Here is a 22,859-nt window from a genome sequence, read left to right as displayed (position 1 = left end):
ACAAAGGAAAAGGAGCTCGTCCAATGTAAACACCCCCTTATAAATGAGACAACTGAATAATGTAAAGGAGCATTTATATGGGGAAAAAATCGTTTCGTTTTTTATGGATCGGGCAAACGATGGCCAATGCAGGGGATATTTTATATATCGTCGGGCTCATTTCAGCCATCTATGCCGTTACCGGTTCAGCACTTTATATGGCGCTGCTGCCATTTTTCAATATGACAGCCCGCATGGTAAGTGCATTGCTCGCACCCTTCCTTTTAGACCGCGTTCTTTTGCAGCGATTACTGGCATTTTCTCAAATGGGGAAAACGGCAGTTCTTTTTGTGCTGGTCTTATTTCTGAATGTTTTTTTAAAGGATGGTTTGTTAACTGTTCTATTTGTTTTCGTCGGACTCATCGCCTTTTTGGACGGCTGGGCGAGTCCGGCAAGAGGTGCATTGCTTCCGAGGTTAGTTGAAAAACACGAGCTGGTGAAAGCAAATAGCTTTATTGCTGTAATTGACCGTACGATTCAGCTCGGTATATGGCCGCTTGGAGCCATTCTCGTCGCAGGTTTTGGCGCTGCTCAAACTGTCTGGTTTACTGTTGCTTTATATCTTGCTGCATCGGTTCTGATGATTGGTTTGCTAAAAACAGCAGCCATTGATCGGGAGGAAACGATTCATGAGAAGAAGTTTGATGGGTTTAAAGAAGGGTGGATGACCATTTTAAAAACACCTTTTCTTTTATTAATCAGTGTGACGGAACTCATCGAAACCGCTGCAGGAGTCGTATGGATCGCAGCGATTATGTATATCTATGTAGCAGAGGTGCTTCAGGCGGGAGAAGCATGGTGGGGATATATTAACTCGAGCTTTTTTGCAGGGCTTTTAATCGGGGGAATGCTCGGACTGAAATTTTCTAGCGTGATTGAAGCCCGTTTAAAGCTTTTCATTATAGCAGGAGGGATCCTTACTGCAGCTATTACCTTATGCTTTGCCTTAATCGCAAATCCGTTTATAGCGCTTGCCCTATCCATGCTGTTTGGTTTTTGCAGTCAGCTAAAAGGAGTCGCTCAGCAAACCATCGTTCAGGTGAATGTGAAGGAGCGATTGCTGCCAAAGGTTTATTCTGCCCAGGAAGCAGCCTACTTTGCTGTGTTTGGGCTTGGGACGCTGGTATTCGGTTATTTAACGGAGTGGGGCGGTCCACGGTTTATTTTTGGCCTGTCAGGCGGACTTCTTGTCGTTTCGGCCCTGCTGTTGATTGTATTTAGGGCGTACTTACATGAGAAAGCATTGTTAAATGAATAAATAAGCAGGAAATGGGGGCTGATTTTGGCTCCCATTTTGCCATGCCATTTATTAAGAAGGTGAATTTCAAAATAAACGGGTGCAGCCAGGCTGGTTAATACAAAAATACCCGCCAAAAGAAGTTCTTTGACGGGCAGGTCATTTATTCTTTTGGAAGGCTAAACACAACAGATTTCCCTTTAAAAGCTTCTTCTCCGTTTTCCGCAATAAAAGGACCGAATTGAACATCGAATTGCTCATAAAGCTCGAACTCATCTTTTCTGAACATAAAAACGTGGATTTTTTCACCCTGTTCACCGGCTGCAATTTCAATAGGTTCACGAGGCTCAACCATTCCTTGCGCCAAAACAGATCCCCGGTCTTCATCCAACAGTACTTTGGATTTTAAACCAAAAAGACTAATCGGTTCACCTGTCTGATTGTCTACGTTAAATTTCACTGTAAGGGCAACAATTCCGTTGTCTCCAAAATTGCTAAACCGTTCCTCATTCGTCTCAGTTGGCAGTACTTCAGCATACTGTACACCTTCTAGTGTAATCATCACATCATCAATGCTTTGACTCTCATTTAGATCAGACTCTTCAAAGATCATTTCTTTGTCGGCCATATTATCGGTTGTTAAGCGGTCAGGGTAAAATGATGGGGCGGAGGCTGTTACTTCCTGCTGCTCACCGCTATAGAGAAAATCAAAAACGGCATTGCCTTTAAAGCTTCCGGCCATGCTTGCATCGTCCGCTGCCCCGCCTTCAATAATAAATTTGGGTTGAACATCGCTTAGCGCTTCAAATTCTTCATTCGTTAAGGTAAAGGAAATTAATCCGGTTACTTTTTCACCAGCTCCATATGTCGATACCTCTGTTTCCGTTTCGGATTTTGGAAAGGTGTCTTTTACGAACGTTTTACTAATATCGTTATTAATAAAATCTGTTTCATTCGCATATTGGATACGATACATATTGTTATAGACTACCTTTGTGTCTCTGGTATTATCAAGCGTTACCTTTGCTGTTACTACGTAGCCTTCGGTTTGCTCATCAAATGAGTAGATATTGTTTTGGTTCATATCGGTTACCTGAACAATCTGGTACTCATCTACGGTTACAATAAAGTCATCCATATTATGTACATATCCAGGGTCTTGGTTGGTATAAATAATTTCTACATTTCCCTCTGATTCCTCGGCGATCGCCGGGTTGAGCTCAGTCCCTGAGCCAGAGGCGTCGGACGCTTCATCAGCTTCTGCCTCTTCGGTTTCAGTTGGATCTTCTGTTTCTTCGTCAGCTGTTACATCCGCTGTTTCTGCATCTGTTACTTCCAATTCAGCATTCTCTTCAGCTTCAGTATTTGAATTGCTTTCTTCTTCCGAACTCGCTTTTTCATTTCCGCATGCCGCTAAAATTAGTAATAAAGATAGAAGAGCTGCTAATAATAATCGTGATTTTTTCACACTTTCACAACCTTTTCTTAAGTATTTTGTCCTGTCTGTAATAAATTACCTAAGTGAGGAGACTTCAAACCTACTAAATTACAATAAAATTCTTATAATTTAAAAAATAGGATATTTTTATGGTAGGGTTAAGTAAAAGACTATTTAATCTGAACAAGCCAGCAAATAGTTTAATGGAGGTACATATGGAACAAACCATTCAAAAGGCTAAGGCAGTCGCATCAAAGATCATTGTTGAGGCGGGGAAAATTGCGAAAGAACAATTTGGGAAGGTGCTATCGATTGAAGAAAAAGGGGATCACGGAGATGTGGTGACGGAGGCTGATTACCTGGCTGAGAAGGTAATCATTAATGAATTAAACAGGGCGTTCCCGGATCATCAGATTCAAAGTGAAGAAGCTGGTAATAATGGGGTTGAAAGCGACTGGGTATGGCATGTGGATCCTTTGGACGGGACGAATAATTTTGCGATGGGTCTTCCTGTTTTTGCTTCCTCCATTGCGCTTCTGTATAAAGATCAGCCTGTTCTTGGGGTCATTTATGATCCATTTTTAGATCGATTATTTGTCAGCAGCTTGAATGAAGGAAGCTTTTGTAATGGTCAATCCATTGAGCTGAAAAAAAGAGACAATGTTAAACGGTTTACGATCGGATGGATTCAGGGCCATGGGGTTCAAAATGAAGAACAGGCAGTAAAGCTTCGCCAACATATCGATGTCAATTGTAAAAGAATGATCCGGCTTTGGGCACCGACACTTGCCTGGGCGATGCTTGCTAAAGGAGATATTGATGCAATCATTCTTTATAATTCAGAGGGTGAGGACTTGTATTCGGGTCTTTTAATGGTAAAAGAAGCAGGCGGAGCGGTTTTAGATTTTTCAGGAGAAGAATTTCAAACGGTGAGTGGGACGCCTTATTTTATCGCCTGCCATCCGGAGCATAAGGATTACGTAATGGAGCTTGTACATAAAGGGTTGAATGAATAGCTGATTAAAGGGGGCGGGAATATGAGAAGTGAAAAACATATGCTTGAGTTAATCATTGGGACAGCTAAAGAGGATGACAGAATCAGAGCCGTTTACATGAATGGTTCGAGAACAAACCCCACAGTTCCAAAGGATATTTTTCAGGATTACGATATTGTATACGTTGTAACTGAAACCGCTCCATTTTTGAGTGATCCTGATTGGATTAAACGATTTGGTGATTTACTTATGATGCAAGAACCCGATTTGCTGGACAGAGGACTTAGGCGTGAGGTGGACTTTGACCGCGCTTATACTTATTTAATGCTGTTTTCTGACGGCAACCGGATTGATCTCCACATTCAAACTGTTGAAGCCATGCTTGAGGGCTACGGAGAGGATAAGCTGACGCTGCCCTTGCTGGATAAGGATGAGTGTCTGCCGAAAATTCCTCCTCCATCAAATCAGGACTACCACGTTCAAAAGCCTGCGGAAGGTGAGTTTATCAGTTATACAAACGATTTCTGGTGGTGTCTTCAAAATGTCGCAAAGGGAATTTGGCGGGATGAAGTGCCTTATGCAAAGAGAATGTTTGAAGAGACGACAAGGAGATCACTTGATCTTATGGCAGGCTGGTGGATTGGCATCCAAACTGATTTTGGCGTATCAACAGGGAAGATGGGGAAGTATTTAAAAATGTATTTGCCTGAAGAATACTGGTGCATGTATAAAAAAACGTATTCAGGAGCCGATCCTGAAGAGATGTGGGGCTCTGTTTTTGCTGCATGCGAGTTATTCCGCATTTTAGCAGCAGATGTAGCGGAGCATTTTCATTTTTCTTATCCGGCTGCGGATGATACGAATATGACGAAGTATTTAAAGAGGGTTAAAGAATTGCCGGCTGATGCAAAGGGCGTATGGTGATTTCTCTTCACAAGGTTTTCTGCCATACACAACTTATATTTCTGTGCCTGCATACAAAGAAGACGGAGTCGATCGAAAGAAGTTAGATTATAGTAAGTATCTCTTCAGGGCTATGTGCTTGAAATTCCGGCTGCAGCTTCTCAATTACTTCAATTGAATCATAGCCCCAGCTAACCCAAATGACCGGAACACCTGCTTTTTTGCAGGCGATAATATCTCTTTGTTCATCACCGGCATAAATAATTTCAGAAGGTGTAAGCTTATGATCCATTAGGAAACGGTTAAGAAGCTTATCTTTTCCAAAGATGCTGCTTGAACAAATTACTTCTGAAATGCCTGATACGTGATTGCGCTCCAGAAAGGTAAGGATATTGTCTTTAGAGTTTGAGGAAAGAATCACTGTTTTATAGCCCTTTTCTTCAATCTTTTGAAGCATTTCTTTGATGCCGTCAAAAAACTCAACCTTATTTAGAGCTGCTTTGTACAAGCGGTAAAACTGAGGAATAACGATAGGGATTTTGTACATAGGAAAATTAACCATAGCGCTTCTTTCCCTCATGGACATACGGCCCATAGCTTCAATATCACTGAATGTTAGTTCCTTGTATTTATATTTTCTTGCAATCGCATTCCAGCTTGTCAGCATGGCTTGTTTAGAATCTGCAAGCGTGCCGTCAAAATCAAAAATTACGTATTTTATCATGGGGGAGCCTCCAGAGGGTTTATCCAGTCAATTTTACTAGTTAAGTATACGTCAAATCAGTTTTGGTGTTTCATATTTTTTGAATTTCTGCAGGGTGTTTATTCTGCTTTAGGAGGATATGATGTTTAGTTACTATGGAAAATTAAGCACAGAGCTATATGATTTTACGAAACCGATTGGCCATTCATTGGATGGAGATATTGAGTATTATATGGAACGTCTTTCAGGCTGTGAGGGTAAGATTCTTGAAGCGGGTGTCGGCTCGGGCCGGCTGTTTATTCCTTTCCTTGAAGCGGGTTTTAAAATAGAGGGGATTGATAACTCTAAGGAAATGCTTGCCTCATGCCGCAGAAGCTGTGAGGAGCGAGGGCTGTACCCTGAGCTTTATGAAGGAAATCTTCAGAAATTTTCTTTACCTGCAAGCTATGATGCAATTATTCTTCCTACAGGCTCTTTTTCCTTGCTGGAGAACAGGGAGGATTCACTTGCTGCATTAGATAGTTTTTATCATCATTTGAACCCTGGAGGACGGCTGATCCTCGATTTGTTCCTGCCTGGCAATTTTATTGCAGGCGAGCGTACCTTGTCTGCATTTACTCTGCCTGATGGAGACGGCATCACGCTTGAAAGAAACTCTGTGGAGATCGACTGGCTTAATCAAAAAACAGTAACCTATTTAAAATATGAAAAGTGGAGAGAGGGCAGACTCATCGACACGGAGCTTCAAAAATTCTCACTTAGATGGTACGGGGTGGAGGAGTTTAAGCTTGTTCTTGAAAAGGCGGGCTTTACTGGTATAACGTGTTCCAGCAATTATAAGTACGGGCAAGAGCCGACTGTGGCGGATCAAATGCTTACTTTTGAAGCGGTGAAAAAAGACTAAGCAGCTGTCAAAAAAAAGCTTGGGATTATAACGGGTTCTGTTTTAAAGTACAAAATTTATAAAACATTACAAAAAGGATACCAAATCATTTAGATTTTGTATCCTTTTTATAGTGATTAAATTAGGCTTTAACAGGTTTTTGATTCTTTTTGTACTTTAAAATGCATATAAAAATGCAGGTATAATTTCACGTAACAGAACTTTCTGTAACGATCCAAATACCATTCTTTTTTTTCACTCATTTTAACTGATGTGTCCCTTTAGCTTTTAAGGGGGATAATTATGTCCAATACTTCATTTTTTATAGGTGTTCTTCTTAGTTTTCTAAGTTTATCGATATATCTGTTTCCTGGTGTAGAACTTTTTTGGGATTTATTAATGTTTATAGAGAAATGGTTTCCGATTATAGCTGGAATAGGGATATTATTAGGAGTAATCCAGTTAGTAAGAGGGGTAAAAAAAGCTAACTCCTCAAAATGGTTGTCCATTTCAGTAATAGGTATTGTACTATGTATCATTAATACTGGAGTTTATTATTTCTATTGGAATTTTAGTTAGTAACTATTAAACAAAAGTAAATTTTATTGAACTAACGGGTGCTTTAGTTGAAGAAGCATTACTGAAAGAAATTATTTTAAAAATTAATTCTAGTGCAAAACAAATCATTTTGAATCAAAGTGATTTGTTTTTTATTTATTTATTTTAAAGTTGTATTTGTTCGAATGATTACTTGATCATCTGGTAGTTCAACGCTAAATACTTTATTTGTAGGACCGAAAGACATGTATTCAATTTTCAATGGTTCTACACCGAAAACTTCTACAACTAATTGTCTAATGTCCATTTCCATCCTTGCATCACCTGCCTATTGATTAAAATATAACAAACAAAAAAAGGCATGTCCGCAGCGTGCTTCCGATAAAACCTATAAATCATATGTACATATTCAGCAATCCTGCCTTTAAATGGAATAACATACATTTAGAGATGAACCACCTAATTTCCAGAATATGACCCGATTGTTGAACAAAATTAAAAAAGCCATTTAATTCTTTAGTTATGGATAAATCACCATAAACGACCATTTTTAGTAATGGTAAGACCCAACATCGACAATTGTAGTAGCCATTATTCATCATGCAGTTTTTTTCATCTCCCCTTTGTAAAGCAACGTTAATCCATAAATTAGCCAATACAAAAAATTCAGGTTCTACTATTTCAATAGATGGTTCCTCTTCATAGAAAATGACTGATTTTCAGAGCAATTAAAGATTGAACGACCAATCCATACGCCTATACATGCTAATTACAGCATGAATAAACTGAAATGGATTTAATAACCCTCACTCTTTTGCGGTGTTAGGAGTTTAAAGAAAAGAAAAAGGAAAAATTGATTTATGTGGATGGATTCATCATTCGTGCTAAGAAAAAATAAATAGTTCTCGAATTAAGGATAACATAAGACTGAGAAACCTCTGGAGATAGACCGAATCCGATTTAAGATCTACTTCACACTAAAAAATCAACATTAAATAATTCCAAGGACTGAATACATTTATATATCATACTTAAAAAAGGATTGAGAACTATGGAAAAAATAATTAAAGAGGAAATAGAACGCATAGTTTATCAATTAGAAGGGATACAGTCTTCTGATGGTACTTGGCGTTTTTGTTTTGAAGGAAGCGTGATGACAGATGCCTATCTCATTATTTTGATTAAGACATTACAACTACAAGAGGACAAATTAGTAAAAGATTTAGCAGAACGAATCGCTTCAAAACAAACAGAGAATGGGGCGTGGAAGCTGTTTAAAGATGATGACGGGAATCTTTCTGCAACAGTGGAAGCTTATTATGCATTATTAATGGCAAATTATAAAAAGAAATCTGACCCAACAATGAAAAAGGCAGAAGACTTCATCATTAAAAATGGTGGATTGAGTAAAGTATCCTCGCTGACAAAAGTCATGCTTGCGACAACTGGACAATACTCCTGGTCTAAAATCATTCCAATTCCAATCGAAGTCATTCTTTTACCACAATCATGTCCAATTAATTTTTTCGATATGGTTGGATATGCAAGGGTACACTTAATGCCTATTCTTGTGCTTGCAAATAATAAATTTTCCATGAAAACCGCACATCTAAATTTAGAATACTTAAATCAGAGTAGAGACGAAGAACAAGATGAATGTTTCATATCAATTCAATCAGATGATACAAGATCATTACTATCCTTCATAAAACAGAATGTGCAGAAGCTAATCGGGTTACCAAATGAATTAAATCGAATGGCATTAGATCAGGCTAAATTATTTATGTTGCATAGAATTGAACCTGATGGTACTCTCTATAGTTATTTTAGTTCTACATTTTTAATGATTTTCTCTCTGCTTTCTCTAGGCTTCACAAAAGATGATCCGATTATCGAAAAGGCTATTAACGGATTAAAAGGCTTAGCCTGTAATACAGAAGATCATATTCACATCCAAAACTCTCCGTCAACCGTTTGGGACACAGCGCTTATAACACATTCCTTACTATCTTCAGGAGTAGATGTACGATCTAATTTTATCCAACTACCTACACATTATTTATTAAGAAAACAACAATACCTTTATGGCGACTGGAGTATTCATAACCTTAATTCTTTACCTGGAGGATGGGGATTTTCTGATAGTAATACAATGAATCCTGATGTTGATGATACTACCGCTGCACTAAGAGCGATAAAACCTACTATTTCTCAACACCCAAATCTAAGCCAGTCCTGGTTCAGGGGATTGAACTGGGTACTTTCCATGCAAAATAATGATGGTGGCTGGCCTGCCTTTGAAAAAAACACAGATAAGGAAATTTTAAAGCTAATACCGTTTGATGGATCTGAGTCTGCTAGTATAGATCCTTCAACCGCCGATTTAACAGGACGTACACTAGAGTTTTTAGGTAATGATGCCAGATTAACTGTTCAACATCCACAAATAAAAAGAGCGGTTGATTGGTTAAAGGATCATCAAGAAAGCGATGGTTCTTGGTATGGTCGTTGGGGGATTACCTATATATATGGTACATGGGCTGCCATTACAGGAATGAGGGCAGTAGGAGAGAAATCACATCATCCAACTATTGTAAAAGCAGTTCAATGGCTTGAAGAGATACAAAATGCAGATGGTGGATGGGGAGAATCCTGTAACAGTGATATCGAAAAAAAATATATACCTTTAGGAGCAAGTACACCTTCTCAAACTGCCTGGGCATTAGATTCGTTAATATCCGTGTACGACCATCCAACGGTCGAAATAAAAAAGGGTATTGGTTGTTTAATTAATCTTCTGAAAGAGAAGGATTGGACGTATTCATATCCCACAGGAGCTGGGCTACCAGGAAGTTTTTATATCTATTATCATAGTTATAATTATATATGGCCATTGTTGTCATTAAGTCGATATTTACAAAAATATACTTGAAAAGGGATTAACTTTATTGTTAATCCTATTTTTTTGTAGATTACACTACACGTTCAATATTTTGAATGATCGCTAGGCATAAAAAATCAACTTTTATTTAATTACATAATATTTACTAATTAGTGATGAGAAAGGCAGTCATATTAAAAATAAAAATCCGCAGATAGAACAGCTGGAAAACATAGCTGTTTGATCTGCGGATGGAAGTAAAGCCTACGCTTTTCCTGATTAGCTGCAGGCATCGAGCCTGCAAGGAAAAAAACAGGATATTGAAATGACAAAAGAATGGATTAGCACAACCAAAGTCAGGAGTTCCCATTCAGACTTTTACGAAGGCAGAGAATGCTGGCAAAATGGAGTATCAAGCCCTATCGCCGTTTAACAGATTACTTTCCCACAAAAAGAGAAGCAGGTAAAGCATTGCAGATCTTTATTTACAAAGAGGTAAAATAAGTTAAGATTCCTTCTTCTACTAACGGGGCAGGTTACTTGAGTAAGAATTATTGCAATTAAAATGGACAAACTAACCCTAAATAATATTAAGGGTGATGAAGTTGAAAAAAGGTGTTCTTCTTCTTTTTTTGTGTTGTTTAGGTTTCTTGACTATTGAAATCAGTGATGACAAAGTTTCTGGAAATACAAACGGTCCTCCACAACCTTTCGAGGAAATCTATACTGAAGGTGGATACAAGTCGGTAGATGCAGCAGTAGACGATTTTGAACAACATTTTAAACAAGAGATTAAGTTACCGCTAAGAATACCACCAATTAGCTTCACCCATTACTTTGGCAGGTTTAATAATTTAGATGGCGAGATAAACGATTCTTTGGAAGTGAAATTTATAAGTGACCAATTTCCTGACAACCATTTCAAAATAGATATTAGGCCGATTCAATACAAAATTCCGGTCGATAAGTATAAAACAAAAGTAATGAAGTTAAAAAACGGAAAAAACGCAATCTATGTTAATGATCGGAATGTTGGTTTTAATATGCTGGTCTTCGAAAAAGATAGTTGGCAATATATGCTTAGTATTGATAAAGGTGTGTCTGATAAAGTAACACCAGAAATACTTGTTCAACTAGCAGATTCTATTGATTATTAAGTTAATGGGTTTAAACTAACGGTGAGCGATTGCTCAACAAGAGGAGCTGCTCCATTCGCTAACTGCGCAGCTTTACACAGGATTTCTACAAGGCACTTTTTTTGTGGAATCCCAAAGTTTACTTTTAAACTTTACCGGATGTCAATTCCATCCTGGACCACCATTGCTTAAGGTCATATTTATAACATAATATGGAGGATTATGAGCACCTTCAAAAGTAACCACTTGTACATCAACTGTAAATAGATAACTACCTTGTTCAATTTTTTTAATGTTAAGTATCTGAGCACAATCATACTGCATAAAAGTACCAAAGTGGTCTCTGAGTTCTTTCGTAATCTGCGGTGTTAACAGTTCTAAAATTAAATCATCACGCAAATGTATGTCCTGTTGAGAATAAGCATTTGCCTTAAAAGGTGTAAATATTATTATTGCTGCAATAACAATTGCAATTGAAATGTTTTTCAAAGTTAACCCTCTCTTTTTTATTTAGTTTGCTTCTAAAGAGAAAATTTATAACAAATGATTTATTACACAAATCGAAGATAATTTGAAATGAGGTTCTTGTTAAACTAACGGGAGCTTTAGTTGAATAAGATAATATTTAAACTAAAAAGAACTTCCTGGAAATCGGAAGTTCTTTTTTTATAAATATCAACATTAAACTTTAACTTTACCCTAATAAAAGATAGGGCTATTTATTTCCTCTCGACGAGCCCTCTTCCTTGCTTGCAATTGAATAAATTTCGAGTTCTCTCTATGCATTTTTTAGTGCAAGTTGACTGTACAAACAATCACACTTTGCATCGTATTTTAGGATGTAAATTCATTTTTGTACTCCAAAACAGAACCCGTTATGGGACAAAACACCTTTTTTAAAAACGTGAGGTGAACGGTGAGGGAGGTGGCGACTCCTGCTTAGATGAAGCGGGAGTTTGAGATCCACTTGCGTTAGCAAGTTAGCGAAGGGCCTCACCCTGCGGAAAGCGTCCGTCTGAAACGCAGTGAATTGGAAAAAGGGATTGAGACGCATATTTGTCTCAACCCCCTTTTCTTACAATTAAAAGTAAAGAACAACAATTAAAACCGCCGCAAGCACCAGCCGGTAAATGGCAAATGGTACAAGCTTGATTTTGCTGATCACAATTAAAAAGAATTGTATGGACAGCAGAGCAAAAATAAATGCTGTCACAAATCCGGTGATAAAAAACGGCAGAAAATCCATTGAAAAGCTATCGGCGTGCTTAATTAACGAAAGTATACTGGCTCCAAGCATGATCGGCACTGCCATAATAAAGGTAAAATCAGCAGCGGCCCGGTGATTCAGACCGAGAATAACCCCGCCTGAAATCGTTGACCCAGAGCGTGAAAAGCCCGGCCAAAGCGCAATACATTGAAAAAGCCCGATTAAAAATGCTTTCGGATAGGAGATCTCATCAAGTCCGATTGCTGCCGGTTTTCGTTTTCCAGCAAAGTCAGCTGCAATCATTAAAAATGACCCCGCAATCAGCCCGATGATAACTGTTTCAATTGAAAATAAATGCTTATCGATAAAGTCTTCAAATAAAAAACCGAGAACAATTGCCGGCAATAAACCAGTTCCAATATGTCCTAATGTTAAGGTTTTTCCCTTTGTTATAAGAGGATTATTTTTTACATTTAAAAGCCTTGCAAAACGCTCCCTGAAAAGAACGACTACAGCTAAAATGGAGCCTAGCTGAATCACAATTTTAAAGGTGTTTGCAATCTGCGTCGACCTCAGCAGCTCTGCTGATTTCAGCCAAAGATCATCCACAATAATCATGTGTCCCGTCGATGAGATCGGCGCAAACTCTGTTAATCCCTCAACCACTCCTAAAATAATGGCTACTGCCCATTCCCATAACGTCATGTTTTCCCTCTGCTCCCTTAGAAAATCTTTGTACATGACTCTTCCTTAATAGGGAAGAGATCATTTGCGGCATGCTAGTTGCTGCACTTTCCTCCTAGCATACTCACACTTTTAGTGGACTAGAACTAAGCGAGGGGTCATTCAAGGCTGAGCACCTTCTTTAATTCTTTTACATTTAGCATATCCCATGAAAATGTAATATTGATGGTGTCCCAGCCGTCGCCATAAGTGGCTCCGGAAATGTAAATGGCACCAAAAAACAGAAGGAATATCGTTACACTTATTGCATAATATTCTATTTTTTCTTTCCATGCTGAATTTGACATGTTCATTCTCCTTAGTAGGTTTTAAAAACGTACATCCAGTCTTTAACCTTACCTAAGGAAGCTTTATATGAAATCAGAGTGATATTTTATCATCGTTAAAAAGCCGTCAGCGTCCCCTTTTTGAACAATAACAGGCGCTCTTTTTGGGGCAAAATCCGGCTCTCCGGACGAAAAAGGAGATAACCGGAAAAATGGCTTCTCAAAAAGGAAAACCTTTTTAGGAGGAGAGGACGAGTTCGCAAATTGCACCGCTTTATCCTGCGTAATCGACTGCCCAATCTTAAAAGAAGAATCCTTCCCGTCAAGACCAGTAAACTGACCGGCACTTTCAATTGGACCAATCCCCAGCATAAACGTCAAAACCACAAACCCAATCAGCAGCTTCAGCACCCTCATCCCATTTCCCCCCTTCCTTTTATGTCCTAAAAATACTATAGCAGGAAAGCGGTTGGTTGGGTATAGAATTGCAGGTGCCTGGCACCACTCAATTTTTGTCAATCTATGTCGAATATCTAAAATAAAAAATAAGCACCCCTGAAAATCAGGGAATGCTTATTAAAGGAAACCTAATTAAAATTCAATATGGCTGTGAAGATAATTGAAAAAGAAATACAAAAAAGCAATGTTACGATCCAATTTATTTTACTGGTTGTTTTTAAAAGTATGTTCATAACAGATCCGATGATAAGCATAACAATAAAGACAACAACTATAGAAATTAAGTTGTAATCCAACGTGCCTGGCACCACCCGATTAAGTTGTAATTCAAAGTGCCTGGCACCTCCCGGATTTTGTCTTAATTTGTCGCGATTCATCTATACTTCTTTATGAGGTCTACCACTGACCATAATACAGGGTGCGTTCGATGATGGCGACGAGGGCTGTGGTTAGGCAGTTTACAATAATGATTGTCCAGACCAGCCGCTTTGGGTTTGTGGTATGTTTTTTAATGGTGTAGTAGACGATAGGTACTTCGATCAGGGTGGTAAATGTCAGGTAGCCGTATAAAATAATGTAATAAGGACCGGTTGAAAAGGCTAAATTCCATGCTTCAGCCCATTCCGCGCCGTAAAAGGACTGCAGCTCCGCCATACGGAATACGTAAGGGAAAACAAAGGAAAGAAGATTGGCTGCAACGATGATTCCAATCGCTTTAAGCCAGACGATCCAGTTTTTTTCAAGTGTGCTGAAATAAAGAACGCCGATAAACTCAATCGCAAGCGTGAGAATAACCGCAATGGGCAAAAAATCCTTTGGGTTGGATGTGAGCCATTGCCAGGATGAGTTTGCCAGGACGTTAGGATAGAAAAAAGTTAAATTGCTCAAACCAATAATGAAACTTCCCCAAAAACTATCCAACAATAAGACTCCTCCTCGAACAAAAGGTAAAATTATATTACGTGAAAGCCACTAAACCAATTAGTATAAATTTTACCAGTTAGGAAGAGGATGGGGAATAAAAAATTCTTACCTAAAATTACCCCCAAAATATGGGAGGGAAATATACTTATGAGCTTTGTTTTTTTCTGCCAAAATACAATAAACCAAGCAGCAGCCAGCCTGTCATCACAATTGCTGCAACGATAAGGGCAGGTACTGGTCCGAATGCGTTAAAGAGGGGAATGGAGGCTGCTGTAACGAGTCCTCCGCCGACAATTAAATCAAGCATCAGCTGCTTATAACTAAAGCCTTCTTTAGCGGTCGTTTTGCTTTCAGGATCCACCAGATTTATAAGCAGGATCCCGGCTGCGCTCATACCCATCGCTTGTCCAAAATCACCGATCCCGCGTTCAAACCAGTAATCCGGCATGATCCGCGGTGCAATAAAGATAAAGCAAAATACAGTCCAGCTAACCGCCGTTACTGCCATGATTAAAAATGGTGCCCAATACTCGGCAATGACCGCCAGGGAAAGAGTGGCAATGGCTGAAGCAATCAATAAATCCAGCGCGAAACCCTGAATACTCTTTACTACACCGGGATCCAGCACATTTTGCTTAAATTTATTTAAATAAAACTGAACGAGAATTGCGCCGATCATGGCAAGCGGGAAGAGAGGAAGGTGAGTGAAAATTTCAATGTTTTCAATCCAAAAGGCTTCTTCAATTAAAATTAACCCTTCTAAAATCAAATAACCTATCCCAATCGCAATTCCAATATAGGCAAAATGAACCGTCAGCGTTTCAATAAATTCTGAACGGGTCGTCTTGTGACCTGCCGGCGCTTCATCCTGCTCCTCGTTTGCGATCATTCCTTTGCGCTGCTCTTCTGAAATATCATCCGGGCTTGAGAGAATCTCCGTTTTTCCTTTTCTTGCTCCCCAGTTAATTAATGTCATTCCGATCAATACACCAGAAAGCACGCCAACTGTGGCAAGTCCAACTGCCAGGTCCATCCCTTCCTCAAAGCCTACACTTGAAAATGTTCCAGAAAGACCTGCTGCGGTACCGTGTCCACCGACAAAGCTGATTTCAAGGAGTGCACCAACGGCCGGATGAAGATTAAAGATGGGAACAAGGATTGTAATCGCCAGAATAGCCCCGAGCACATACTGTCCCCATGAAATAAAATGAGAAAATGTAACCTGGGGCCCTGCTACTTCCCATATTTTTTTTACATGGGGCATGGTTTTCCCGATAAATAAAGAAGCGAAAATCACACTGATTAATAAACCGGGAAGCTCCTCCCAAACATTGAGCATGCTTTCGGGGAAAAGCCCTCCTGTATCAAAAAGCTCCACACCAAGCTGCCCAAGCACTTCAGGACCGAGCAGAAGGCCGATTAAGCCTGCCAAAATAGAGCTCGGCACAAATGCTTTTTGCAGAAAAGGTGTAAAGACTCGAAGTGTCTTTCCAAGGATTAAAAGAACTCCTATTATAATAAAGCTAAATCCAATCACCTCTGGAGACATGTCCAACCATATCCTCTCCTTTCATAAAATAAGCGTCAAGACGTAAAAATGCCTATTTTCCCCAATACCCTCAGAGAATCCTTCTAATCACGAAAGAAAGATTAATATATTACAAAAAAGAGGCAGCTAATAAGGTTTGGTCGTCTACGCCTATTAAACAAACGTTTGATTTCCTGTTGTACATGTAGAAATCAATAGAGTTTAAATTAGAAAATACTTCATGATTTGACAATGGTATGGAACATGTTAGTATAGGGGCAAGCATCAATAAATCACATATCGTCAATCTACTGGGGGAGCCTTAATGGCTGAGACGGAAGTTCCGGACCCTTTGAACCTGATCTAGCTCGTACTAGCGTAGGGAAGTGGAGGCATCTGAACGTTTAGGAATTTCCTTCTAAAACTGCCGCCACTTTCTCTAGGATGAGGAAGTGGTTTTTTGTTGTCCAAAACGGTTTCAGGAGGAGAAATAATGACATTTTCACAGGAAATCAGAAAAAAAGCAGACCATATTTGGCAGGCAAGCTTTGACCACCCATTTGTAAAAGGCATTGGGGATGGCACACTTTCACTGGAAAGATTCCGGTTTTATGTCATGCAGGATGCCTACTATTTAACTCATTTTGCAAAGGTGCAGGCCTTAGGGGCTGTGAAAGCGACTGATTTATATACAACAAACAGGCTTGCTGTGCATGCACAGGGCACGTACGAAGCAGAGCTTGGACTGCATAAAAACTTCTCCAAACTGCTGGGGATAACAGATGAAGAGATTGAGAATTTTGAGCCGGCGCCAACTGCCTATGCCTATGCTTCGCATATGTACCGGGCAGGACAGGGCAGCTTAGGAGATGTGATCGCGGGGCTTCTGCCATGCTACTGGCTTTATTATGAAATTGGGGAGCGATTGCTTCAATGCTCTCCTGAGGAGCCTATTTATCAGGAGTGGATTGCAACTTACGGCGGAGACTGGTTCCGTGAATTAGTAGAGGAGCAGATTGAAAGACTGGATGAATTAGCTGAGAGAGCTTCAGAGGATGACAGAAAACGCTGGACACAGCATTTCCTGATCAGCAGCCAATATGAATACGCATTTTGGGAAATGGCCTACAAGCTTGAACAGTGGCCAGTAGCAAATCCGGCATCTTTATCCACATAAGGAGGGATAAACTTGAATAATGGCTTCAGCTATCATGTTTTATCCACATGTGGACAGATTTCACAAAAATGGATGAGTGAAGAAGGATTTGTGCATAACTCTGTGGATAGTTTTCATATCAGAGATAAAAATGCGACAGCGGCACAGCTTCTTGCATACGTGGATGAGCTGTTGAAAAAAGGGCTGCCAGCTTCAAAGCTAGTCATTAATGACCGTGTCGATGTGGCACTTTCAAGAGATCTCTCAGTTCAGCTCGCTTACCACAGCCTTCCACTAAAAGAAGTGAAGGCTATTCATCCAACAATTAAAGCAGGCGTATCCGTTCACTCCGCTGAAGAGGCAGAACAGGCAGCAAAAGACGGGGCTGATTATGTGATCTTTGGTCATATCTTTGAAACAGAATCCAAGCCCGGTGTTGAACCGAGAGGACTGGAAACTCTTCGATCCGTAGTACAAGCCTGCTCTGTTCCTGTCATTGCAATAGGAGGAATAAAACCAAGCCACATCCCGCTTATTCAGCAAACAGGTGCTGCGGGGGCTGCGCTGCTGTCAGGTGTTATGCAGGCAGAAGAGCCGCTTAAAGCGATAGAGGATTATCGAAGGGAGGAGCTCGAATGCACAAGCCGGATGTCATCATCGTTGGCGCAGGAGTAATCGGCAGCTCCATCGCCTATGAGCTGTCAAAGAGAGGAGCAAGTGTATGTATTGTGGATCAGGGCGAGGCTGTTAAAAAAGCGTCAAGCGCTGCAGCCGGGATGCTTGGCGCGCAGGCGGAAATTGAAGGTGAATCCCCCTTATATTCCTTTGCCCAGTCCAGTAAAGCAAGGTTTCCTGCGCTTCAAAAAGAGCTGCAGGAGAAAACAGGAATTGATATTGAGCTTGTCCAAAAAGGCATGATTAAGCTTGCTTGGACTGAAGAGGAAAAACAAATCCTCAAGCGTAGGATTTCGCTTATCGGAGATGATCAAAAGGGCTCCTGGCTCGATCCGGATGAAATAAATAAGCGAGAGCCGCTAGTTTCCACAGCTTCCTTAGGAGGAATGTGGATACCGGATGATGGGCATGTGAATCCCTTTGCTTTATCCACAGCATTTATCCACGGAGCTATTACTCATGGGGCTCAGCTTTTAGAATATACACACGTTGAATCCTTTATTGTGGAAAACAATCAGCTGTCAGGTGTTAAAACAAGTGAAGGATCTATTTATGCAGATGAGGTTGTAGTGACGGGAGGAGCCTGGAGTGCAAGATTGTTAAAAGAAGCAGGTCTAGATCTCAACGCTTATCCCGTCAAAGGGGAGTGCTTTTCAGTCACATCATTAAGACCGTTTCTCCAAACCACTCTTTTTACAGAAGGCTGCTATATTGTTCCAAAAAAAGCAGGCAGATTGCTGATTGGCGCAACAGAAACCCCGCATAGTTTTAGTGAAAAGGTGCAAATGAAAGGAATTTCACGGCTGATGGAGCGGGCAATGGAGCTGCTTCCGGCCTTAGAAGAAACAAGCTTTGAAAAAACATGGGCAGGCATTCGTCCTCAAACAGAAGACGGTCTTCCATTTATGGATGCGCATCCGGGCTATTCGAATCTATGGATCGCAACGGGTCATTATCGAAATGGAATCCTGCTATCAGCGGAAACAGGCGTTTTTATGGCCGATCTGATCGAGGGAAAACCGATTTCAGAAGAATGGAAAACAGCTTTTGGTTTGCATCGAAATTTCTATCAGGGAAGTGAAATGATATGAAGCTTATCGTAAATGAAAAAGAGGTTACGGTTCCAGACTCGGTCACTGTCGTGAAGGATCTTCTTCACCATTTTGAGCTGACAGACCGGGTCGTGATGGTTGAACAGAATCAGGAGGTCATTGATCATTCCGCTCACACTGTCCAGCCCGTAAAAGAAGGAGATCAATTTCAGCTCGTTCAATTTGTAGGAGGAGGGTAAGATAATGTTAAAAATAGGATCAAAATCATTTTCATCACGCTTGCTGCTCGGTACAGGGAAGTATCCGGATTTTCATTCGCAGAAAAAAGCTGTTGAGGTATCAGAGGCAGATATTCTTACCTTTTCAGTGAGGAAAATGGACATTTTTGATAAGGACCAGCCAAACCTGCTGCAGGAGCTTGAACGAAGTGATTATACACTGCTGCCAAATACAGCAGGTGCTGCAACGGCAGAGGAAGCAGTTCAGACTGCCCGTCTTGCACGTGCGAGCGGCTTGTGCGATATGGTGAAGGTGGAAATTATCGGCTGCTCAAAAACACTGCTCCCTGATCCTGTCGAAACGCTTAAAGCGTGTGAAATGCTGCTTGAAGAAGGATTTATTGTACTGCCTTACACCTCTGATGACGTAGTCCTGGCAAGACGTTTAGAGGAGCTTGGCTGTCATGCGATTATGCCGGGGGCTTCACCAATTGGATCAGGGCAGGGAATTATTAACCCGCTAAATCTTCAATGGATCATTGAGCAATCCTCCGTTCCGGTCATCGTGGACGCGGGAATCGGCTCGCCGTCAGATGCTGCGATAGCCATGGAGCTTGGGGCAGACGCAGTTCTATTAAATACCGCTGTTTCAGGAGCGAAGGATCCAATTAAAATGGCGCTTGCGATGAAAAAAGCAATTGAAGCAGGGCGTCTAGGCTTTGAGGCAGGACGAATCCCGAAAAAAACGCACGCGACTGCTTCAAGTCCATCGACAGGAATGATTCATTCATGACTGAACGGTATTCCCGTCAGGAGCTCTTCGCACCAATTGGCGTACAGGGTCAGAAAAAGATAAGTCAGAATCATGCACTCCTGATCGGACTCGGAGCTCTTGGGTCCTCCTCAGCGGATATGCTTGTCCGTGCAGGGATTGGCAAGCTCACGATCATGGATCGGGATTATGTGGATTGGAGCAATCTCGGACGCCAGCAGCTTTACAGTGAAGAGGATGCAGCGAACCATCTGCCAAAATCGGCTGCAGCCCAAAAAAAACTTCAGCAGATCAATAGTGAAGTCGATATCGATGCTTATTTGCTTGATGTAAATGCAAAAGAGCTAGACTCATGGCTTTCCCAAAATCAAGTGGATGTCATTATGGATGGAACAGACCAATTTGACATCAGACTCATTATTAATGATGCTGCTTTAAAGCATGATATTCCCTGGATCTACGGGTCCTGTGTCGGCAGCTATGGCATGAGCTATACGATCCTTCCGGGTGAGACGCCGTGCCTGAATTGCCTGCTGCAGTCAGCACCTCTACAGGGGCCGACATGTGATACAGCAGGTGTCATCAGCCCGATTGTCCACCTGGTAACAGCTCATCAGGTGACAGAGGCACTGAAGCTATTTATTGGCGATAAAGAGGCGCTCCGCCGTGAACTGATTACCTTTGATTTATGGAGCGGGCAGCATCAGAAGGTTGGCGTTGACCGGATGAAGAAAAAAAATTGTCCTTCCTGCGGAGAGGTGCCTGAATACCCTTATCTAAACCAATCAACCGTGCACACAAATGTCCTCTGCGGAAGAGACACAGTGCAAATCAGGCCGGGTGAAAACAATCAAAGAGACCTGGATCAGCTGGAGCGCGTGCTAAAAAACAAGGAAGGTACAATGATTCGAAATGAGTATCTTCTTGTTTACCAGGCAGAGCACAGAGTTGTCTTTTTTAAAGACGGCAGGGTGCTCGTGCATGGAACAAAAGATGCACGTTATGCCGCTGACTATTATTACAGCATCCTTTCCAGTAAGCATTCAGTGTCCGCTGGAACGTAAAAAAAAGCTCTCTTCCTTTTTAACAGGAAGGGAGCTTGATTCATTTTGTCTCATCCAGGATCTGCTTGAGCATGTCAGATCGTTTCTTTAATTCAGGGGCAATAGAAGGCTTGACGATGACGTTATTGGAGGATGCAGTTAAATCTGCATAGCGTTCTCGTCGCTCACGAATATCATCCAGATAGGATTTCATCTTTAGAATGATAGGATCGTCCATGGTCATCCCTCCTTTTCTTTATGGTAAAGCAAAATACTATGGTAAAGCAGTGTGTGAAGCTCTTCCCGCATGATCATATCAATCAAGTGATCTATTTCCCGCTGAGCAAAATGAAAGGAATAAAGATAAATCGTCTGTTCCACTTTTATTTTTATCGCCAATGAAACAAGGCGGTGACTGATGTCAAGCTGAATTAAATCCGCATCCTCTTTAGCATGGCACGCTTTTACAACTGCCCAATGCTGTACAGCCTCATCTGTTAAAGAAATCTCTCTCGGAATATCATATGTGTGATGGCTCTCCTGTAACACAAGCAGATCTCCTCTTTTTTCAAAAAGGCTGTAATCCGTATAAAGATAGAGAACATCCTTTGAAACTCTTTTGGCAGCGGCTGCCTGAACCAGCTTCAGCGCATGCTCATAGACCGTGAGTAAATTAGCCATATTTGATTCGGAATACTCCACATCGTTCATCATTTGATTACGCTCTTCTGTTATCGCCTCAAGCTTCTCGTATACGGCTTTTAATTCATTATAGGCTTCAATCCCTGTCAAGTGCTCCCGTTCAAGAATGGTACGAATGGTTTCATGCAGACTGTTAAAGGAAAAGGGGGCAGTGCCACTAAAGGATTGAAAAGCCTGATAGAGAGAAGGGTGAATCGCCTTAAATGCGTACAGATCAAAAAGCTTATCCTTAAAGTCAAGCTGCCTGAAGAAAATCTCCATGGCAGAATAAAGATAAAGAGCAAGGCCAATGAGGAGATAGGGATAAGGGGTGAGCAGCGCGCTTTCAACCGCCGTAATAAAGCTCAAAAATCCGAGCGCGCCAAACAGAGCAATAACAGGCGGCGCAGAGGCAAAATTCAAGATTTTCTGCATCACAACATCTGTATGCTCTTTTCTTATGTACAGTGCTTTTAAAAAAGGCATAAAGAGCCAGGCGAACCGGTTACGGCTGCCCTCCCCTTCAAATTTCTCCTGCATTGTCTTGGTCAGCTCATCTAAATCCTTAAGCCGCTCAAGCATTCCTTTTATGTAATGAGGATCCTGATTCAAGCATTTCACCTCCTCTTTGCTTCAAAGAGCCTGGGGCATATCGATAAATTAAAGAAACGTAAGGTCAGAAGCGGGAGCTTGAGATCCACTTGCGATAGCAAGTTAGCTCAAGCCCCGCCCCGCGGAAAGCATGCCCCTGCAATGGAAATCAATATGCAAATTAAAAGGGATTCACCCATATCAATTGAATTTTGGAAGATAAACTTATACTTACCGAGTTGATTGAAATGGAAGGGGCTGACTCCTGCGGGAATAAACGGGAAGGCTGAGATCCACTTGCGCAGCAAGTTAGCTCAAGCCCCGCCCCGTGGAAAGCATGCCCCTGCAATGGAAATCAACATGCAAATTAAAAAGGAATTCACCCATAGCATTCTAATTTCAAAGAACATTCTAAACGTTGAAACCGGACTAATGGGAGGAGACACATTAGTACAGTAGAGTGTTTCGGTAAAAATACACATTTACATTAAAGAAGAGAAATTCAAAAATTGTGAGTTGATTGAAATGGAAGGGGCTGACTCCTGCGGGAAGAAACGGGAAGGCTGAGATCCACTTGCGCAGCAAGTTAGCTCAGCTCCCGTCCCGCGGAAAGCATGCCCCTGCAATGGAAATCAACATGCAAATTAAAAAGGAATTCACCCATAGAATTCTAATTTCAAAGAACCTTCTAACGCAGTGAACCGGGTTATGAAGTTGAGACACATTTCACCCTGCCCCTGACCTGCTTTTTACCATGTATACGAAAAAA

General features: G+C 40.9%; 23 protein-coding genes and 1 riboswitch. Of the genes, 12 read left to right on the top strand and 11 right to left on the bottom strand.

The genetic code is table 11. From position 1 onward, the window contains the following. Positions 1 to 77: 77 nt before the first annotated feature. Entirely contained in the window at positions 78 to 1,298 is a 1,221-nt protein-coding gene (locus tag C4B60_RS09405) for an MFS transporter (RefSeq protein WP_104057737.1), read from the top strand. Between the two features lie 142 nt (positions 1,299 to 1,440). On the opposite strand, the gene C4B60_RS09400 is transcribed toward C4B60_RS09405, so the two are convergent. Next, positions 1,441 to 2,745 (bottom strand): DUF5068 domain-containing protein, encoded by a 1,305-nt coding sequence (locus C4B60_RS09400; RefSeq protein WP_104057736.1) that lies wholly within the window; start codon positions 2,743 to 2,745, stop codon positions 1,441 to 1,443. A gap of 185 nt (positions 2,746 to 2,930) precedes the next feature. Between C4B60_RS09400 and C4B60_RS09395 the strand changes: the two genes are divergently transcribed. Both C4B60_RS09395 and C4B60_RS09390 read left to right on the top strand, forming a co-directional pair. Next, a complete protein-coding gene (locus C4B60_RS09395) occupies positions 2,931 to 3,731 on the top strand; it encodes an inositol monophosphatase family protein (protein WP_104057735.1) in 801 nt (266 codons plus the stop codon). A gap of 21 nt (positions 3,732 to 3,752) precedes the next feature. Then, a complete protein-coding gene (locus tag C4B60_RS09390; RefSeq protein ID WP_104057734.1) occupies positions 3,753 to 4,634 on the top strand; it encodes an aminoglycoside 6-adenylyltransferase in 882 nt (293 codons plus the stop codon). 82 nt (positions 4,635 to 4,716) lie between these two features. On the opposite strand, the gene C4B60_RS09385 is transcribed toward C4B60_RS09390, so the two are convergent. Next, positions 4,717 to 5,337, bottom strand: coding sequence for an HAD hydrolase-like protein (locus C4B60_RS09385; RefSeq protein WP_245153921.1), 621 nt, complete (start codon positions 5,335 to 5,337; stop codon positions 4,717 to 4,719). Between the two features lie 121 nt (positions 5,338 to 5,458). Here C4B60_RS09385 and C4B60_RS09380 point away from each other — a divergent pair, with 121 nt between their 5' ends. Then, positions 5,459 to 6,220, top strand: coding sequence for a class I SAM-dependent methyltransferase (locus C4B60_RS09380; RefSeq protein ID WP_104057733.1), 762 nt, complete (start codon positions 5,459 to 5,461; stop codon positions 6,218 to 6,220). 697 nt (positions 6,221 to 6,917) lie between these two features. On the opposite strand, the gene C4B60_RS21415 is transcribed toward C4B60_RS09380, so the two are convergent. Next, the gene (locus tag C4B60_RS21415; RefSeq protein ID WP_167578622.1) at positions 6,918 to 7,070 is read right to left on the bottom strand and encodes a hypothetical protein; all 153 of its coding nucleotides are present in this window, start codon (positions 7,068 to 7,070) and stop codon (positions 6,918 to 6,920) included. A 738-nt stretch (positions 7,071 to 7,808) separates the two neighbouring features. Here C4B60_RS21415 and shc point away from each other — a divergent pair. Together shc and C4B60_RS09365 are read left to right on the top strand one after the other, a co-directional pair. After that, positions 7,809 to 9,689 (top strand): squalene--hopene cyclase, encoded by a 1,881-nt coding sequence (gene shc / locus C4B60_RS09370; RefSeq protein WP_104057731.1) that lies wholly within the window; start codon positions 7,809 to 7,811, stop codon positions 9,687 to 9,689. Between the two features lie 548 nt (positions 9,690 to 10,237). After that, positions 10,238 to 10,795, top strand: a complete 558-nt coding sequence (locus C4B60_RS09365; protein ID WP_425331159.1) for a hypothetical protein — start codon at positions 10,238 to 10,240, stop codon at positions 10,793 to 10,795. A gap of 141 nt (positions 10,796 to 10,936) precedes the next feature. Here C4B60_RS09365 and C4B60_RS09360 read toward each other — a convergent pair whose 3' ends face one another. The 6 genes from C4B60_RS09360 to C4B60_RS09330 all read right to left on the bottom strand — a co-directional run bounded on the left by C4B60_RS09360 (position 10,937) and on the right by C4B60_RS09330 (position 15,923). Next, positions 10,937 to 11,263, bottom strand: coding sequence for a DUF3888 domain-containing protein (locus tag C4B60_RS09360; RefSeq protein ID WP_167578621.1), 327 nt, complete (start codon positions 11,261 to 11,263; stop codon positions 10,937 to 10,939). 592 nt (positions 11,264 to 11,855) lie between these two features. Next, positions 11,856 to 12,686, bottom strand: coding sequence for an undecaprenyl-diphosphate phosphatase (locus C4B60_RS09350; RefSeq protein ID WP_104057909.1), 831 nt, complete (start codon positions 12,684 to 12,686; stop codon positions 11,856 to 11,858). Positions 12,687 to 12,823: 137 nt separating this feature from the next. Beyond that, positions 12,824 to 13,012, bottom strand: a complete 189-nt coding sequence (locus C4B60_RS09345) for a hypothetical protein (RefSeq protein WP_104057727.1) — start codon at positions 13,010 to 13,012, stop codon at positions 12,824 to 12,826. A gap of 63 nt (positions 13,013 to 13,075) precedes the next feature. Next, positions 13,076 to 13,408, bottom strand: coding sequence for a hypothetical protein (locus C4B60_RS09340; RefSeq protein WP_104057726.1), 333 nt, complete (start codon positions 13,406 to 13,408; stop codon positions 13,076 to 13,078). Between the two features lie 438 nt (positions 13,409 to 13,846). Beyond that, positions 13,847 to 14,371: a hypothetical protein gene (locus C4B60_RS09335; RefSeq protein ID WP_135122104.1), complete on the bottom strand. Its 525-nt coding sequence runs from the start codon at positions 14,369 to 14,371 to the stop codon at positions 13,847 to 13,849. 148 nt (positions 14,372 to 14,519) lie between these two features. Further along, positions 14,520 to 15,923, bottom strand: coding sequence for a sodium/glutamate symporter (locus C4B60_RS09330; RefSeq protein WP_104057908.1), 1,404 nt, complete (start codon positions 15,921 to 15,923; stop codon positions 14,520 to 14,522). Positions 15,924 to 16,205: 282 nt separating this feature from the next. Beyond that, a riboswitch (TPP riboswitch) is annotated at positions 16,206 to 16,304 on the top strand. A 91-nt stretch (positions 16,305 to 16,395) separates the two neighbouring features. Here C4B60_RS09330 and tenA point away from each other — a divergent pair. The 6 genes from tenA to C4B60_RS09300 are packed head-to-tail and all read left to right on the top strand — an operon-like array spanning position 16,396 to position 20,839. Continuing rightward, positions 16,396 to 17,079 carry a thiaminase II gene (tenA, locus tag C4B60_RS09325; RefSeq protein ID WP_104057724.1) on the top strand — a complete coding sequence of 228 codons (684 nt, stop codon included), beginning with the start codon at positions 16,396 to 16,398 and terminating at the stop codon, positions 17,077 to 17,079. Between the two features lie 12 nt (positions 17,080 to 17,091). Beyond that, the gene (locus C4B60_RS09320; RefSeq protein WP_104057723.1) at positions 17,092 to 17,733 is read left to right on the top strand and encodes a thiamine phosphate synthase; all 642 of its coding nucleotides are present in this window, start codon (positions 17,092 to 17,094) and stop codon (positions 17,731 to 17,733) included. After that, the gene (gene thiO / locus C4B60_RS09315; protein ID WP_104057722.1) at positions 17,694 to 18,824 is read left to right on the top strand and encodes a glycine oxidase ThiO; all 1,131 of its coding nucleotides are present in this window, start codon (positions 17,694 to 17,696) and stop codon (positions 18,822 to 18,824) included. The genes C4B60_RS09320 and thiO overlap by 40 nt, the downstream gene beginning before the upstream one ends. Continuing rightward, positions 18,821 to 19,024 carry a sulfur carrier protein ThiS gene (gene thiS, locus C4B60_RS09310; RefSeq protein WP_104057721.1) on the top strand — a complete coding sequence of 68 codons (204 nt, stop codon included), beginning with the start codon at positions 18,821 to 18,823 and terminating at the stop codon, positions 19,022 to 19,024. Before thiO ends, thiS begins: the two co-directional genes overlap by 4 nt. 4 nt (positions 19,025 to 19,028) lie before the next feature. Continuing rightward, complete coding sequence (locus C4B60_RS09305; RefSeq protein WP_104057720.1) at positions 19,029 to 19,796, top strand: thiazole synthase; 768 nt, start codon at positions 19,029 to 19,031, stop codon at positions 19,794 to 19,796. After that, the gene (locus C4B60_RS09300) at positions 19,793 to 20,839 is read left to right on the top strand and encodes a ThiF family adenylyltransferase (protein ID WP_104057719.1); all 1,047 of its coding nucleotides are present in this window, start codon (positions 19,793 to 19,795) and stop codon (positions 20,837 to 20,839) included. The genes C4B60_RS09305 and C4B60_RS09300 overlap by 4 nt, the downstream gene beginning before the upstream one ends. A 40-nt stretch (positions 20,840 to 20,879) precedes the next feature. On the opposite strand, the gene C4B60_RS21410 is transcribed toward C4B60_RS09300, so the two are convergent. Then, positions 20,880 to 21,056 carry a hypothetical protein gene (locus C4B60_RS21410; protein WP_167578620.1) on the bottom strand — a complete coding sequence of 59 codons (177 nt, stop codon included), beginning with the start codon at positions 21,054 to 21,056 and terminating at the stop codon, positions 20,880 to 20,882. 2 nt (positions 21,057 to 21,058) lie between these two features. Beyond that, positions 21,059 to 22,111, bottom strand: coding sequence for a hypothetical protein (locus C4B60_RS09295; RefSeq protein ID WP_104057718.1), 1,053 nt, complete (start codon positions 22,109 to 22,111; stop codon positions 21,059 to 21,061). Positions 22,112 to 22,859 lie beyond the last annotated feature (748 nt).

Origin of the sequence: Jeotgalibacillus proteolyticus (assembly GCF_002926065.1) — a bacterium.
Classification (GTDB): domain Bacteria; phylum Bacillota; class Bacilli; order Bacillales; family Jeotgalibacillaceae; genus Jeotgalibacillus; species Jeotgalibacillus proteolyticus.
Note: the sequence above shows the minus strand (reverse complement) of the source record. Positions and strands in the feature narration are given on the sequence as shown.

Bases quoted from the DNA above. Each gene is read 5' to 3' on its own strand.
- C4B60_RS09405 (WP_104057737.1), top strand. From the start codon at position 78: ATGGGGAAAAAATCGTTTCGTTTTTTATGGATCGGGCAAACGATGGCC.
- C4B60_RS09395 (WP_104057735.1), top strand. From the start codon at position 2,931: ATGGAACAAACCATTCAAAAGGCTAAGGCAGTCGCATCAAAGATCATT.
- C4B60_RS09390 (WP_104057734.1), top strand. From the start codon at position 3,753: ATGAGAAGTGAAAAACATATGCTTGAGTTAATCATTGGGACAGCTAAA.
- C4B60_RS09385 (WP_245153921.1), bottom strand. From the start codon at position 5,337: ATGATAAAATACGTAATTTTTGATTTTGACGGCACGCTTGCAGATTCT.
- C4B60_RS09380 (WP_104057733.1), top strand. From the start codon at position 5,459: ATGTTTAGTTACTATGGAAAATTAAGCACAGAGCTATATGATTTTACG.
- C4B60_RS21415 (WP_167578622.1), bottom strand. From the start codon at position 7,070: ATGGAAATGGACATTAGACAATTAGTTGTAGAAGTTTTCGGTGTAGAA.
- shc (WP_104057731.1), top strand. From the start codon at position 7,809: ATGGAAAAAATAATTAAAGAGGAAATAGAACGCATAGTTTATCAATTA.
- C4B60_RS09365 (WP_425331159.1), top strand. From the start codon at position 10,238: ATGAAGTTGAAAAAAGGTGTTCTTCTTCTTTTTTTGTGTTGTTTAGGT.
- C4B60_RS09350 (WP_104057909.1), bottom strand. From the start codon at position 12,686: ATGACGTTATGGGAATGGGCAGTAGCCATTATTTTAGGAGTGGTTGAG.
- C4B60_RS09345 (WP_104057727.1), bottom strand. From the start codon at position 13,012: ATGTCAAATTCAGCATGGAAAGAAAAAATAGAATATTATGCAATAAGT.
- C4B60_RS09340 (WP_104057726.1), bottom strand. From the start codon at position 13,408: ATGAGGGTGCTGAAGCTGCTGATTGGGTTTGTGGTTTTGACGTTTATG.
- C4B60_RS09330 (WP_104057908.1), bottom strand. From the start codon at position 15,923: ATGTCTCCAGAGGTGATTGGATTTAGCTTTATTATAATAGGAGTTCTT.
- tenA (WP_104057724.1), top strand. From the start codon at position 16,396: ATGACATTTTCACAGGAAATCAGAAAAAAAGCAGACCATATTTGGCAG.
- thiO (WP_104057722.1), top strand. From the start codon at position 17,694: ATGCACAAGCCGGATGTCATCATCGTTGGCGCAGGAGTAATCGGCAGC.
- thiS (WP_104057721.1), top strand. From the start codon at position 18,821: ATGAAGCTTATCGTAAATGAAAAAGAGGTTACGGTTCCAGACTCGGTC.
- C4B60_RS09305 (WP_104057720.1), top strand. From the start codon at position 19,029: ATGTTAAAAATAGGATCAAAATCATTTTCATCACGCTTGCTGCTCGGT.
- C4B60_RS09300 (WP_104057719.1), top strand. From the start codon at position 19,793: ATGACTGAACGGTATTCCCGTCAGGAGCTCTTCGCACCAATTGGCGTA.
- C4B60_RS21410 (WP_167578620.1), bottom strand. From the start codon at position 21,056: ATGGACGATCCTATCATTCTAAAGATGAAATCCTATCTGGATGATATT.